Origin of the sequence: Kitasatospora humi (assembly GCF_020907985.1) — a bacterium.
Classification (GTDB): Bacteria; Actinomycetota; Actinomycetes; order Streptomycetales; family Streptomycetaceae; genus Kitasatospora; species Kitasatospora humi.
The window spans coordinates 1-16,830 of the sequence record NZ_JAJJPA010000091.1 but is presented as its reverse complement, the minus strand read 5'-3'; the positions used below and the strand labels follow the sequence as shown (position 1 = coordinate 16,830).

Below are 16,830 nucleotides of genomic sequence, written 5' to 3'. Positions count from 1 at the left end.
AGCGGCCCCGCGGACCCGCTCCAGCACCTCGGTGAACGTCGGGTCGCCGGACAGGTCGGTGCGCACCACCAGGGTGTTGACGAAGAAGCCGATCAGGTCGTTGAGCGCCTCGTCGGTGCGCCCGGCGACCGGCGACCCGATCGGGATGTCGGTGCCCGCGCCGATCCGGCTCAGGGTGACCGCCAGCGCGGCCTGGAGCACCATGAACAGGGTCGCGCCCTGTTCCCGGGCCAGCGCGGTCAGCCGCTGGTGCGTCTGTGCGCAGACGGCCAGCTCCACACTCTCGCCGCGGTGCGAAGCCGTCGCCGGGCGCCGGCGGTCCACCGGCAGCTCCAACTCCTCCGGTGTGTCGGCCAGCGCCGCACGCCAGTAGGCCAACTGGCCGGAGAGGACGCTGTCCGGGTCGCTCTCGTCACCGAGCAACTCCCGCTGCCACAGCGCGTAGTCCGCGTACTGCAGCGGCAGTGCCGTCCAGTCCGGTGCGTGGCCGGCCAGCCGAGCCGTGTAGGCGGCGGACAGGTCCCGCGCCAGCGGACCGGTGGACCAGCCGTCGGCGGCGATGTGGTGCATCACCACGGCCAGCACGTGATCCTCCGGGCTCAACGCCAACAGCGTTGCGCGCAAGGGTAGTTCTGCTGCCAGATCGAAGGCGTGCCCAAGCGCCTCGGACACGGCGGAGGCCAGCTCCTGCGGTGCCGTCTCGACCACTGCCAGCTCGAACTCGGCCTCCTCGACCGGCAGCACCCGCTGGTGGGGCTCACCGTCCGCCGCCGCGAACACGGTCCGCAGCACCTCGTGGCGACCGATCACATCCCGCAGCGCCGCAGCCAGGGCCTCCCGGTCCAACTCCCCGGTCAGCCGCACCGCCATCGGGATGTTGTAGGTCGCGCTGGGGCCCTCCAACTGGCCCAGGAACCAGAGTCGCTGCTGGGCGAAGGAGAGCGGGATCCGCTCGGGTCGCACGCGTGCGGCCGGCGCCAACCGGCCCGGTGCCGCTTCCGCCAGCCGGGCCGCCAGGGCGGCCGGCGTCGGCGCCTCGAAGAGCACCTGCGGCAGCAGCTCCACACCGAGCAGGGCACGAACCCGGCTCATCAGCCACATGGTGAGCAGCGAGTGACCGCCCAGGGCGAAGAAGTCGTCGTCCACGCCGACGCTCTCCAGGCCGAGGACGTGGGCGAACGCCCCGCAGAGGATCTCCTCCTGCATCGTGACCGGGCTGCGGCCGGTGCCGACCGCGATGTCCGGTGCCGGCAGGGCCTTGCGGTCCAGCTTGCCGTTCACCGTCACCGGCAGCGCGTCCAGCACCACCACCGCCGACGGCACCATGTACGCCGGCAGCCGCTCACCCGCGAACTCCCGTAGCAGCGAAACGAGTTCGTCCGACGACGTGTCCGAACCGGCCGGAACGGCGTACGCCACCAGGCGGATGTCGCCCGGCACGTCCTCTCGGACCACCACCGCGACCTGGCCCACGCCGGAGTGCGTGGCTAGGACGGCCTGCACCTCACCGGGCTCGATCCGGAAGCCGCGGATCTTCACCTGGTCGTCCGCACGGCCCAGGTACACCAGCTGACCCTGCGCGTTCCAGCGGACCCGGTCACCCGTGCGGTACATCCTCCCGCCCTCGGCGAACGGGCAGGCCACGAACCGCTCCGCCGTCAGACCGGCACGACCCACATAGCCGCGCGCCAACTGCACACCCGCCAGGTACAGCTCACCCTCGACACCCACCGGCACCGGCGACAGCGAACCGTCCAGCACGTACACCCGGGTGTTGGCCACCGGCCCACCGATCGGCACCACCACACCATCACCCGCCACGCAGCGCGCAGCCGTGACGTCCACGGACGCCTCCGTGGGCCCGTACAGGTTGAACAGCGGCACACCGTCCAGCAGTTCGAGGAACCGGTCCCGCAACGGCGCCGGCAGCGCCTCACCACTGCAGAACACCGCCCGCAGCCCGGTGCAGTCGGCGGCGGCCGGCTCCCGCAGGAACGCCTCCAGCATCGACGGCACGAAGTGCGTCACCGTCACCCGCTGCTCCCGGATCAGCCCGGTCAGGTAGGCGGGCTCCCGGTGACCACCCGGACGCGCCAACACCAGCGCCGCACCCTGCACCAACGGCCAGAAGAACTCCCACACGCTGACGTCGAACCCGAACGGCGTCTTCTGCAACACCCGATCCCCGGCACTGATACCGGACAACTCCTGCATCCACGCCAGACGGTTCACGATCCCCGCGTGCGGCACCACCACACCCTTGGGCCGACCCGTCGACCCCGACGTGAAGATCACATACGCCGGATGCGCCGGCAACACCTGCACCACGGGAGCCTGCGCCGGCAGGCCGGCCAACTCCGAGGCGACCAGCGGGTGGTCGACCAGGACCCGGGCCACATCGTCGGGTACCGACGCCTCCAGCGCGGTGGTGCTGAGCACGCACACGGGCGTGCCGTCGGCCAGGACAGCCTCGATGCGACCGGCGGGGTACTCCGGATCAACCGGCAGGTACGCGCCACCCGCCTTCAGCACGGCCAGCAGCGACACCACCAGCTCCACGCCGCGATCCATCAGCACCGCGACCACCGACTCGGGACCGACACCCAGCCCGACCAGCAACCGCGCCAGCCGGTTCGCCCGCGCATCCAACTCCGCGTACGACAGCTCGACGCCCTCGAACACCACCGCCACCGCATCCGGCGTCCGCGCTGCCTGCGCCGCGAACAACCCCGGCAACGTCGCGTCCACCAGCGGCCGAGCAGTGTCGTTCCACTCCTCGACGAGCTGACGGCGCCCGGCGGCGTCCAGCACCGCCACGTCGGCGAGCCGCGACTCGGGGCCGTCCACGAGCGAGGCGGCGAGGTTGACGACGGCGGCGTGCATCAGGGCGCAGATCTGCTCGGCATCGGCCGGAGCCACGGCGAGCACGCTGAACGAGAAGCCGGTGCCGAGGTCGTCGACGGAGACGCTCAGCGGGTAGTTGGTCCGCTCCTGCGAGGTGAGCACCGTGATGCCCTCGAGGGCCGCGTCCGACTCCGGCACCGCGGCCTGGCTGTGCCGGTAGTTGAAGATCGAGGTGAACAGCGGGCTGCCGCCCGTCACACCACTCGCCTGCTGCGCCAGCGACAACGGTGCGTGCTCATGCACGAGCAGTTCAGCCAACTGCCGCCGCACGCCGGACAGCGCCTCGCTCACGCCCTCCGCACCCACCCGGACGCGCATCGGCAGGGTGTTGAGGAACAGACCCGGCACCTGGTCAGCCCCGGCACCGGCGTTCATCCGGCCGAACAGCACCGTGCCGAACACCACGTCGTCACGACCGGAGACCGCGGCCAGCACCCGCGCGAACGCCAGGTGGAACACCGTGGCCGCGCTGACACCGTGTGAGCGTGCCAGATCACGCACGCTAACCGCGAGTTCGCCCTCCATGTCGAATCGCGCATGGACCGTGGTGGTGCCGTCGTACTGCGCGTCCAGGATGCCGTACGGCGCCGTCGTCTCCTCGACGTCACCGAGCAGATCGGCGAAGTAGCGCTCGTGCTCCTCCCGCGGCAGGCCCAGGCGGGCCTGGGCGACGAAGTCGCGGAACGGCAGCGGCTCAGGCAGCGAGGCACCGCGACCGGACAGGAGCGCGCGCAGTTCCGCGAGCAGCACGTCCAGCGTGGTGTGGTCCTGCACCAGGTGGTGGATCCGCAGCAGCGCCAACCACTGGTCACCGCCGGGCTCCACCGCGATGTGAAGGCTCATCAGCGGTGCACGGTCCAGGACCATCCGCGAGATGCCCAGGGCGCGCATCTGCTCGACCGGATCCGCACCCTGCGGGTCCAACTCGACCTGCTCGACCGGCAGGTCGATCCGCCGGGCGACCACCTGTACCGGCTCGGCCAGGCCCTCCCAGGCGATGGCCGTGCGGTAGATGTCGTGCCGGTTCACGATCTGCTGCAACGCGTCAACGAACGCATCCAGGCGCTCCCGTGAGGTGAACCGCAGCACGGTCGGCTGGGCGTACACGTCGGCACCGTCGCCGTCGCGGCCGGCCATCAGGGAGTGGAAGAAGATCCCTTCCTGCAGCGGGGCGAGCGGGTAGACGTCGGCGACGTTCGCCGCACCGCCCTCGACCTGTGCGACGACGCGGTCGATCTCGGCCTGGGTCAGCTCCACCAGCGGCAGCATCTCCGGGGTGATCCCGGTGGCGCCCTCGGGAATCAGGCTCGCCGGCACCACCACTCGCTCCGCGCCCGCCGCATCAGCCAGGCCGGCCGGCGTGGGGGTCTCGAAGAGGGCCTTCACCGAGACCGACACGCCTCGCGTCCGCAGGTTCTCCACCAGGGAGACGGCGAGCAGCGAGTGGCCGCCGAGGACGAAGAAGTCGTCGTCGACACCGACTCGGTCGAGTCCGAGGACCTCGGCGAACGCCTGGCACAGGACCTCCTCCTGCACCGTGGCCGGTGCCCGGCCCGCGCCGGCCAGGCCCGTGTAGTCCGGGGCGGGCAGGGCCTTGCGGTCGACCTTGCCGTTCACGGTCAGCGGCAGCGCCTCCATGACCACCACCGCGGAAGGCACCATGTGCTCCGGCAACCGCTCACCCAGGTAACCGCGCACCGCCTCGGCGATCCCCACCGCCTCGTCCTCGTCGGGAACCACGTACGCGACCAGGCGCTTGTCACCCGCAGTGTCCTCGCGCGCCATCACCGCCGCCTGCGCCACCTGCGGATGCCCGGCCACCACGGCCTGCACCTCACCGAGTTCGATCCGGAAACCACGGATCTTCACCTGCTCGTCCGCACGACCCAGGTACTCCAGCCGGCCATCCGCCGTCCAGCGCACCACATCACCCGAGCGGTACATCCGCCCGCCACCCTGCTCGAACGGCGACGCCACAAACCGCTCCGCCGTCAACCCCGCACGACCCAGATACCCACGGGCCAACTGCGCACCCGCGATGTACAACTCACCCGCCACACCCACCGGCACCGGCCGCAGAGACCCATCCAGCACGAACAGACGCGTGTTCGCGATCGGACGACCGATCGGAACCGTGTCCGCAATGTCCTGACTGGCAGTCAGCTCGAAGACGCAGCACCCCACCACCGTCTCCGTCGGCCCGTACTCGTTCACCACCACCGAGTCGGGAACCCGCGCCAACCACGCCCGCACATCAGCACCGTGCAGCGCCTCACCACCCACCACCAGACGACGCGTCGAACCCGCCACCGCCTCATCCGACACCAACTCCGCCAACAACGGCAGATGACCAGGCACCGCCTTCACCAACCCGAACCCACCCCGGCCGGCGAGCAGTTCCGCCAGACCCTCCGCACCACCAATCGCACTCGCCACCACCGCCGAACCCGACACCAACGGCACCACCACACTCGTCACCGTCAGGTCGAACGACAACGAGGAGTGCAGCGGCGCACCGCCACCCCCGTCCATCCCGTACGCGCCGGCAGCCCAGCGCACGTAGTTCGCCAACCCACCGTGCGTGACCGCCACGCCCTTCGGCCGACCCGTCGACCCCGACGTGTAGATCACATACGCCAACTGCTCAGGCAGCAAGTCGGGTTCCGGAGCAACGGCGGGTTGCGCCGCCAACGCCCCCACCACCAACGGCTCATCCACCGCGATCGTACGAACCCCCCACCCCACCGGCAGCTCATCCAGCACCTCCTCCACACCCACCAGCACCGACGCACCACTGTCACGCAACATGAACGCCAACCGCTCCGCCGGATACTCAGGATCCAACGGCACATACGCCGCCCCCGCCTTCCACACCCCAAGCACCGCCACCACCATCTCCACCCCACGCGGCAGACACAACCCCACCAACGACTCCGCATCCACACCCTGCGCACGCAGATAATGCGCCAACCGATTCGCCCGCACCTCCAGTTCAGCGAACGACAGCTCCACACCATCCGCCACCACCGCCACCGCACCCGGCGTCGCAGCCACCCGCCCAGCGAACAGCCCCGGCACCAACTCCGAACCGAACTCCACCCCCGTCCGGTTCCACTCCTCCACCACCAACCCACGCTCAGCCTCACCCAACACATCCACGGCCGACAACCGCGTCTGCGGCGCCTCCTCCAACGCCGCCACCAGGTTCCCCACCGCCGTCTGCAGCATCGCACCGACCCGGACCGGGTCGGCCGGGTCGACCGCGTGCACGGTCAGGACGAAGCCGGTCCCCAGGTCAGTGACGGCCACGTCCAGCGGGTAGTTCGAGCGCTCCGCCCCATACAGCGCCTCGACACCGTCAAGGCCCTTGGCCCGCTCCGTCGCCGCGTCGTCGGTCCCGCTGTGCCGGTAGTTGAAGATCGAGCTGAACAGCGGGCTGCCGGCGGGCACCCCACTGGCCTTCTGGGCCAGCGCCAGCGGCGCGTGCTCGTGCGCCAGCAGCTCGGCCAGCTGGTCCCTCGTGGCGGCAAGCGCCTCGGTCACGGTGGGCTCACCGGTCCGCACCCGCATCGGCAGCGTGTTCACGAAGAGGCCGGCCACCTGGTCGGCGCCCGCGCCGGCGTTCATCCGGCCGAAGAGCACCGTGCCGAACACCACGTCCTCACGACCGGAGACCGCGGCCAGCACCCGCGCCCAGGCCACGTGGAAGATGGTGGCCGCGCTCACCCCGACCCGACGGGCCGTGGTCCGCACCTGCGCCGCCAGCTCGGGGTCGATCGCCAACTGGGTCATATTCTGGTCGGTGCCGTCGCCGTGCACATCCAGCAACCCGAACGGCGCCGTCGTCTCGGTGACGTCCCCCAGCAGGCCGGCGAAGTACCGCTCGTGCTCCTCACGCGGCACGCCCAGGCGGGCCTGGGCCACGAAGTCGCGGAACGGCAGCGGCTCCGGCAGCGACGCGCCCTGCCCGGCCTGGATCACGTCCAGCTCCCGGAGCAGGAGCTCCTGCGTGGTGCGGTCGCACACCAGGTGGTGGATCCGAAGCAGCGCCACCCATCGCCCGTCCTCGGGCTCGGGAGCGATGAACGTCCGGATCAGCGGAGCCTGGGTCAGGTCCATCCAGGACCCGCCGGCGGCCAGCAACTGCTGGACGACGTCCCCACCCTGCGGGTCCAGTGCCACCTCGCGCATAGGCAGCTCTGCGTGCCGCGAGACCACCTGGACGGGCTCGCGGAGCCCCTCCCACATGATCGCGGTGCGGTAGATGTCGTGGCGGTCGACCACGGCTTGCAGAGCGGTCAGGAAAAGGTCCAACCGGGCCCGCGAGCTGAAGCGGAGCACGATCGGCTGTGAGTACACGTCCGTGCCCTCACCGTCCCGACTGGTCATCAGGTGGTGGAAGAAGAGCCCTTCCTGCAGCGGCGCGAGCGGGTAGACGTCGGCCACATTGGCCGCACCGCCGGGAACCTTGGCGGTGATCCGGGCGATCTCGGCCCCGGTCAGCTCGACCAGCGGCAGCATCTCGGGGGTGATCTCCGTGGCACCCTCGGGGATCAGGTTCGGCGGCACCTCCACCTGGACGGGCCCGGCAGCGCCGGCCAGCCCGGCCGGCGTGGGATTGCGCAGCAGGGTGCGGATGGAGATCGACACGTTGCGCGCGCGCAGGTACTCCAGCAACTTGACGGCCAGCAGCGAGTGACCGCCCAGCGCGAAGAAGTTGTCGTCGACCCCGACCCGCTCGACCTCGAGGACATGGGCGAATCCCTGGCAGAGGATCTCCTCCTGCAGGGTGGCCGGGCCGCGGCTCCCGTTCTCGCACGGCCCCGACACGGTCTCCGGCAGCGGCAGTGCAGCCCGGTCCAGGGCGCCGAGCGCCGTCAGCGGCAGCGCTTCAAGCACTAGCACGGTCGACGGCACCAGCTGCCGGGGCAGCCGCTCAGCGGCGAACTCGCGGACGGCGGCGTCCAGTTCGACAGCGGTCCGATCGGCGGCGACCACGTAGGCGACCAAGCTGCCGGCCTGGGCGACCACCGCCACCTGGGCCACGCCAGGGTGCCCGACCAGCACGGCCTGCACCTCACCCGGCTCGACCCGGACCCCGTCGACGAGCAGCCGCTCGTCGGCACGGCCGAGGTGGAGCAGCCGGCCGTCCGCGGTCCAGCGCACCCGGTCCCCGGTGCGGTGGAGCATCTCACCGTCCACGAACGGGCTCGGCACCCACTGCTCCGCCCGGCCGGTCCCGGCGCCGGCCACGTACAGCTCACCGGCAACGCCGACCGGCACCGGGCGCAGCAGCTCATCGAGGACGTACACGCGCGTGTCGCCGACCGGCACCAGTGCGGTGTCATCGCCCGGGTAGCGAGCGACCGTGACGTCCACCGCGGCCTCGGCCGGCCCGGCCAGCACGTAGCGCGGCGCGGCAGCCGTGTTGACCTGCGAGAGCAGCCACGCCCGCGCGTCGGCGTCCAGCACCTCCACGTCGGCAAGACGCGGTTCGGAGGACTCCTCGAGCGCGGTGGCCAGGCTGGCCACCGCGGTCCGGAGCAGGCCGCAGAGCTGCTCGGCGTCGGCCGGGGCCACCGCGTCGACGACCACCGTGAACCCGGTGCCGTTGTCGTTGACCGCCGCGGCGACCGGGTAGTTCGTCCGGTCCCGCGTCGCCAGCACGGTGACGCCCGCCAGGCCGCCGCTCATCGCCCGGTCGGCAGCCTGGGCGTGCCGGTAGTTGAACAGTGCCGTGAAGAGCGGGCTCCCGCCGGGCACCCCGCTGGCCTGCTGGGCGAGGGCCAGCGACGCGTGCTCGTGCACCAGCAGTTCGGCGAGCTGGCGCCGCATGCCGTCCAGCGCCTCGCTCGCGCTCTGCCCGGCAACCTGGACGCGCACCGGCAGGGTGTTGATGAACAGACCCGGCACCCGGTCCGAGCCGGCGCCGGCGTTCATCCGGCCGAACAGCACGGTGCCGAACACCACGTCGTCACGACCGGAGACCGCGGCCAGCACCCGCGCCCATGCCAGGTGGAAGAGCGTCGCCGCACTCACACCGCGCGCACTCGCCAAGTCCCGCAGGTGGGCGGCGAGTTCGTCATCCAGAGTGAGCTGGGCCGTGGTCGCCGGCGCCTCGCCGCCATGCGTGTCGATCAGACCGTACGGCGCGGTCGCCTCGGTGACGTCGCCGAGCAACTCGGCGAAGTAGCGCTCGTGCTCGCCCACCGATGCCCCGAGGCGGGCCTGCGCCACGAAGTCGCGGAACGGCAACGGCTGGGGCAGCCGGTCCTGCTGACCGGACATGAAGGCATCCAGCTCGGCGAGCAGCACGTCCTGGGTGGTGTGGTCCTGCACCAGGTGGTGCACGCAGAGCAGTGCCAGCCGCTGCCCGTCGACCGGCTCCTCGGCCAGGTAGACGCGCATCAGCGGCGCACGGTCTAGCTCCATGGGCGACGCGCTGACGGCCAGCAGCTGCTCCACCGCGCCCGCGCCCTGCGGGTCGAGGGCGACCCTTTCGACCGGCAGCACCGCGCGGCGCCAGACCACCTGCACCGGCTCGCGCAGGCCCTGGCGCACGATCGCCGTGCGGTAGATGTCGTGCCGGTCCACCACCTGCTGCATCGCGCTCAGGAAGGCGTCCAGGCGCTCCTGCGAGTCGAAGCCGAGGACGAACGGGGACACGTAGATGTCGTCGCGGTCCTGACTGGCCATCAGGTGGTGGAAGTAGATGCCCTCCTGGAGGGGGGCGAGCGGGTAGACGTCCGCGATGTTCGCCGCGCCGCCATCGACCCGCGTCACCAGCTGCGCGATCTCGGCCTCGCTCAGCTCTGCCAGCGGCAGCATCTCGGGGGTGATCTCGGTGGCGTCCTCGGGGATGGCGTTCGCCGGTACCGCCGCGCTCTCAGTGGCGGCGGCCACGGCCAGGCCGGCCGGCGTCGGGGTCTGGAACAGCGCCCGCACGGACACGGACAGCCCCTGCACCCGCAGGTGCTCGACCAAGGAGACGGCGAGCAGCGAGTGGCCGCCCAGCGCGAAGAAGTCGTCGTCGACGCCGACCGCGGGCAGGCCGAGGACTTCGGCGAACGCCCGGCAGAGGATCTCCTCCTGCACGGTGGCCGGCGCCCGGCCCGCCCCGACGGCGTACTCGGGCGCGGGCAGGGCCTTGCGGTCCAGCTTCGCATTGGCGGTCAGCGGCAGTACGTCGAGGACGAGCACAGCCGACGGGACCATGTACTGCGGCAACCGCTCGGCCACGAACACCTTGATGCCGCTGACCAGTTCGGACGCCTCGGCACCCGGCAGGGGGACGACGTAAGCGACGAGCCGCTTGTCGCCCGGGATGTCCTCGCGGGCGATCACCGCGGCCTGCGCCACCGCGGGATGGGTGGCGACCACGGACTCCACCTCGGCCGGCTCGACCCGGAAGCCACGGATCTTCACCTGCTCGTCGGCGCGCCCCACGAACAGCAGCTGCCCGTCGGCGTTCCAGCGCACCTGGTCCCCGGTCCGGTACAGCCGACCGCCGGCCGACCCGAACGGGTCCGCCACGAAGCGCTCACCGGTCAGCGCCGGGCGGCCCAGGTAGCCGCGGGCCAGGCCCGCACCCGCGACATACAACTCACCCGCGACACCCACCGGCACCGGCTCCAGCCGGTCGTCCAGCACGTACACCCGGGTGTTGTCCAACGGCCCGCCGATCGGCAGCACCGCACCGAGTGCTTCCGACGGGCCCACCTCGTGCTGGGTGGCGCACAGCGTCACCTCGGTCGGTCCGTACAGGTGCCGCACCACGACACCCGGGCACACCTCCAGCAGCCGGCGCACCGCGCTCATCGGCACCATGTCGCCACCGGTCAACACCTCGCGGACCCCGGCGAAGCACTCCGGATCCCGCTCGGCCAGCACCCGGAACAGGCCCGCCGTCACATGCACGTGCGTCACCGCGTAGTCGACGAGCAGCGACCGCAGCAGCACGGCATCCACTGCCACCGGCGGCGCCACCACCACCGCCGCACCGGCCAGCAGGGCGGCCCAGATCTCGTACGACGACGCGTCGAACGCGTGCGGCGCGTGGAACAGCACCCGCGACGAACCCGTCAGCCCCCAGTGCCCGGCCGAGGCCAGCTCCACCACATCGCGGTGGGTGGTCACCACGCCCTTGGGTACACCCGTCGACCCGGAGGTGTACATCACGTAGAACACACCATCCGGCCGCACACCCGCCGCCGGCACCGGCGCACCGTCCATCGCCGCGAGCCGAACCTGCGACTCCTCGGCGTCCAGGACCAGCACCGGCACCCCGACGCCCTGCGGCACCACAGGCGCACACGCCTGCGAGGTCAGCACACACACCGGCGCCGCGTCCTGGAACATGAACGCCACACGCTCGGCGGGGTACTCCACGTCGACCGGCAGATACGCGCCACCCGCCTTCGCCACTGCCAGCAGCGATACCAGCAACTCGACGCCGCGCTCCAGCACGACCGCGACCACCGACTCCGGCCCGACACCGCAGTCGGTCAGCACCCGCGCCAGCTGATTGGCCCGCGCGTCCAACTCCGCATAGCTGAGTCGGACATCACCGGACAGCACCGCCACCGCGTCCGGCGTCCGCACCACCTGCTCCGCGAACAGCTCGCCAACCGTCAGCTCCGGCAGCACACGGTCCGTGGCGTTCCACCCGGACACCAGCTGTGCCCGCTCGGCCTCGTCCAGCACCCGCACCGCCGACAACCGCGTCTGCGGCTCGGCGACAACCGTCTCGACGACCCGCAACAGCCAGCCTGCGATCCGCTCCGCCGTCTCCGCGTCGAAGAGATCCGCAGCCGCCACCAGGCGACCGCTCACACCGGCGGGGACGCCGTCGGCGTCGAACTCCTCGCTCAGACTCAGGTCCAGGTCGAACTTCGCCGCCATCGAGTCCCATGGCAACACCGCCACCTGAAGGCCAGGCAGCCGCAGCACGGCAGCGGCCGTGTTCTGCACGGTCAGCATGACCTGGAACAGCGGCTGCCGGGAGAGCGAACGCGCCGGCGCCAGCTCCTCCACCAGCAGGTCGAACGGGACATCCTGGTGGTCCAACGCATCCAGGCCGGCCTCCCGGACCTGGTGCAGCAGCTGCGCCATCGTCGGGTCGCCGGACAGGTCGGCGCGGATCACCAGGGTGTTGATGAAGGCACCGACCAGGTCGTCGAAGGCCTCATCGGTGCGGCCGGCGACGGCCGAGCCGATGGGGATGTCGGTGCCCGCGCCGAGGCGGTTCAGGAGCACCGCCAGCGCGGTCTGAAGGACCATGAACAGGGTGGCGCCGTGCTCCTGCGCCACTTCCAGCAGTTGCGCGTGCACATCGGCCGGGAAGTCCAGCACGACCTGGTGCCCCTGGTGGCCGGCAACGGCCGGACGCGGCCGATCGGTCGGCAGCTGCAGCTCGTCCGGTGCCCCGGCCAGCTTCGCGCGCCAGTAGGCGACCTGCTCGGCGAGCACACCGTCCTCGGCACCGGCTTCACCGAGCAGCTCGCGCTGCCACAGCGTGTAGTCCGCGTACTGCACCGGCAGCGGCTCGAACGTAGGCGCCCGGCCCCCCAGCCGCGCCGCATACGCCGCCGACAGGTCCCGTGCCAGCGGCCCCATCGACCAGCCATCACTGGCAATGTGATGAACCGTCAGAGCCAGCACGAACTCATCACCGCTCAGTGCGAACAGCCATGCGCGCAGCGGGATCTCGGTTGCCAGATCGAAGACGTGGCCGGTCGCGCTCGCCAGGGCGGCGTCCAGTTCGTCCGGCGCCACCTCCTGGACGACTAGGTCGAAGTCGGCCTCGTCGGCGCTGAGGATGCGCTGGTAGGGCTCACCGCTCTCCGTCGGGAAGCACGTGCGCAGCACCTCGTGCCGACCGATCACATCCCGCAGCGCCTCGGCGAGGGCTTCCCGGTCCAACTTCCCGGTCAACCGAAGGATCATCGGGATGTTGTAGGTCGCACTCGGACCCTCCAACTGACCCAGGAACCACAGCCGGCGCTGCGCAAACGACAACGGAATCATCGGTTCTCTCCCTGCTTACGCATCGGCCGCACTACGGGCCTGGCCTTCTTCGTCTGATTGCTGCCTTGTTGGGCGACCCAGGCCGCAAGGCTTGCCGGAGTCGAGCTCTCGAACAGAGCCCGGACCCGCAGGTCAACCCCAAGTGCCGCGCGCACGCGGCTCACCAGGCGAGTCGCCAGCAAGGACTGCCCGCCCAATGTGAAGAAGTCGTCGTCGACACCGACCCGCTCCAGGCCCAGCACCTCGGCGAACGCCTGGCACAGGAGCTCCTCCTGCTCGGTCTCCGGTTCCCGACCCCTACCTGCAGGCACCAGGAGCTCCGGTGCGGGCAGGGCCTTGCGGTCGACCTTGCCGTTCACGGTCAGCGGCAGCGCCTCCAGCACCACGACCGCGGAGGGCACCATGTGCTCCGGCAGCCGGCCAGCCGCGAACTCCCGTACCAGGCGCGCCAGATCATCCAGCTCGCCATCCGGTTCGGCAGCGACCACATAGGCGACCAGGCGCTTGTCACCCGCAGTGTCCTCGCGCGCCATCACCGCCGCCTGCGCCACCTGCGGATGCCCAGCCAACACCGCCTCGATCTCACCCAACTCGATCCGGAAACCACGGACCTTCACCTGCTCATCGACACGCCCCAGGTACTCCAGCCGGCCATCCGCCGTCCAGCGCACCACATCACCCGAGCGGTACATCCGCCCACCCTGCTCGAACGGCGACGCCACAAACCGCTCCGCCGTCAACCCCGCACGACCCAGATACCCACGAGCCAACTGCGCACCCGCGATATACAACTCACCCGCCACACCCACCGGCACCGGCCGCAGAGACCCATCCAGCACGAACAGACGCGTGTTCGCGATCGGACGACCGATCGGAACCGCGTCCGCAATGTCCTGACCGGCAGTCAGCTCGAAGACACAGCACCCCACCACCGTCTCCGTCGGGCCGTACTCATTCACCACCACCGAACCCGGAACCCGCGCCAACCACGCCCGCACATCAGCCCCATGCAACGCCTCACCACCCACCACCAGACGACGCGTCGAACCCGCCACCGCCTCATCCGACACCAACTCGGCCAGCAACGGCAGGTGACCCGGCACCGCCTTCACCAACCCGAACCCACCCCGGCCGGCAAGCAGCTCCGCCAGACCCTCCGCGCCACCAACCGCACTCACCACCACCGCCGAACCCGACACCAACGGCACCACCACACTCGTCACCGTCAAATCGAACGACAACGACGAATGCAACGGCGCACCACCACCCCCGTCCATCCCATAGGCGTCGACAGCCCACCGCACATAGTTCGCCAACCCGCCATGCGTGACCGCCACACCCTTCGGCCGACCAGTCGACCCCGACGTATAAATCACATACGCCAACTGATCCGGCAACAAATCCAGTTCAGGAGCCGTCGCGGGCTGCGCCGCCAACGCCCCCACCACCAGCGGCTCATCCACCGCGATCGTACGAACCCCCCGCCCCACCGGCAGCTCATCCAGCACCTCCTCCACACCCACCAGCACCGACGCACCACTGTCACGCAACATGAACGCCAACCGCTCCGCCGGATACTCAGGATCCAACGGCACATACGCCGCCCCCGCCTTCCACACCCCCAACACCGCGGTCACCATCTCCACCCCACGCGGCAGACACAACCCCACCAACGACTCCGCACCCACACCCTGCGCACGCAGATAACGCGCCAACCGATTCGCCCGCGAATCCAGTTCAGCGAACGACACCTCCACACCATCCGCCACCACCGCCACCACACCCGGCATCGCAGCCACCCGCCCAGCGAACAGCCCCGGCACCAACTCCGAACCGAACTCCACCCCGGTCCGGTTCCACTCCTCCACCACCAACCCACGCTCAGCCTCACCCAACACCTCAACCGCCGACAACCGCGTCTGCGGAGCCACCTCCAACGCCGCCACCAGGTTCCCCACCGCCGTCTGCAACAGCCCACCGACCCGGACCGGGTCGGCCGGGTCGACCGCGTGCACGGTCAGGACGAAGCCGGTCCCCATGTCAGTGACGGACACGTTCAGCGGGTAGTTCGAGCGGTCCCACTCATACAGCGCCTCGACACCGTCAAGACCCTTGGCCCGCTCCGTCGCCGCGTCGTCGCTCTCGCTGTGCCGGTAGTTGAAGATCGAGCTGAACAGCGGGCTGCCGGCGGGCACCCCACTGGCCTTCTGGGCCAGCGCCAGCGGCGCGTGCTCGTGCACCAGGAGCTCGGCCAGCTGGTCCCGCATGGCGGCAAGCGCCTCAGTCACGGTGGGCTCACCGGTCCGCACCCGCATCGGCAGCGTGTTCAGGAAGAGGCCGGCCACCCGGTCGGCGCCCGCGCCGGCGTTCATCCGGCCGAACAGCACCGTGCCGAACACCACGTCCTCGCGGCCCGACACGGCGGCCAGCACCCGTGCCCAGGCCACATGGAAGATGGTGGCCGCGCTCACCCCGAGCCGACGGGCCGTGGTCCGCACCTGCGCCGCCAGCTCGGGGTCGATCGCCAGCTGGGCCAGCTCGGTATCGGTGCCGTCGCCGTGCACATCCAGCAACCCGAACGGCGCCGTCGTCTCGGTGACGTCCCCCAGCAGACCGTCGAAGTACCGCTCGTGCTCCTCACGCGGCACGCTCAGGCGGGCCTGCGCCACGAAGTCGCGGAACGGCAGCGGCTCCGGCAACGACTCGCCCTGCCCGGACATGAATGCCCGCAGCTCCCCGAGCAGCACGTCCAGCGAGGTGTGGTCCTGCACCAGGTGGTGGATCCGCAACAACGTCACCCATCGTCCGTCCTCGGGCTCCGCCGCGATGTGCACGCTCATCAGGGGCGCCCGGGTCAGGTCCATCCACGATCCGCCGACGGCCAGCAACTGCTGGACGACGTCCCCACCCTGCGGGTCCAGTGCCACCTCGCGCACCGGCAGCTCCGCGTGCCGCGAGACCACCTGGACGGGCTCGCGGAGCCCCTCCCACATGATCGCGGTGCGGTAGATGTCATGCCGGTCGACCACTGCCTGCAGAGCGGTCAGGAACTCGTCCACGCGCTCCCGCGAGTCGAATCCCAACACCGACGACATGACGTAGCCATCCCGCTCGGCTCCCTGACTCGCCATCAGGTGGTGGAAGAGCAGGCCCTCCTGGAGCGGGGCGAGCGGGTAGACGTCCGCCACATTGGCCGCGCCGCCCTCGACCTTCGCCACGATCCGCTCGATCTCCGCCGCGGTGAGCTCCACCAGCGGCAGCATCTCGGGCGTGATCCCGGTGGCACCCTCGGGAATCGGGTTCGGCGGCACCACCACCTGGACCGACCCGGCAGTGCCGGCCAGCCCGGCGGGCGTCGGCGTCTGGAAGAGGGCCTTCGCCGAGACGGAGACCCCCCTCGCCCGGAGGTTCGCCACCAGGGAAACGGCGAGGAGCGAGTGGCCGCCGAGTGCGAAGAAATCGTCGTCGACACCGACCGCCGGCAGGCCCAGGACCTCGGCGAACGCCTGACACAGGAGCTCCTCCTGCGCCGTCGCCGGTGCCCGCCCGGCGCCAGCCACGTACTCGGGCGCCGGCAACGCCTTGCGATCCAGCTTGCCGTTCACCGTCAGCGGCAGCTCCTCCAGCAGCACGACCGCCGACGGCACCATGTAGGCCGGCAGCCGCTCACCCGCGAACTCCCGGAGGCTGGTGAGGAGTTCATCCGGGTTGGCGCCGACGTCGGTCGGAACCGCGTACGCCACCAGGCGCTTGTCGCCCGGTAGGTCCTCACGGACCATCACCACGGCCTGCTCCAGGCCCGGGTGTGCGGCCAGGACGACCTGAACCTCACCCGGCTCGATCCGGAACCCGCGCAGCTTCACCTGCTGATCAGCCCGGCCGACGTACTCCAGCTCGCCA

At 70.8% G+C, this 16,830-nt stretch carries 2 protein-coding genes; both read right to left on the bottom strand.

Annotated features, from left to right (window positions below; genetic code table 11):
- A partial coding sequence (locus tag LN042_RS37560) for a non-ribosomal peptide synthetase (protein ID WP_283844021.1) occupies positions 1-12,930 on the bottom strand: 12,930 nt, incomplete at its 3' end.
- A partial coding sequence (locus LN042_RS37555) for a non-ribosomal peptide synthetase (RefSeq protein ID WP_443667721.1) occupies positions 12,927-16,830 on the bottom strand: 3,904 nt, incomplete at its 5' end. The genes LN042_RS37560 and LN042_RS37555, both read right to left, overlap by 4 nt.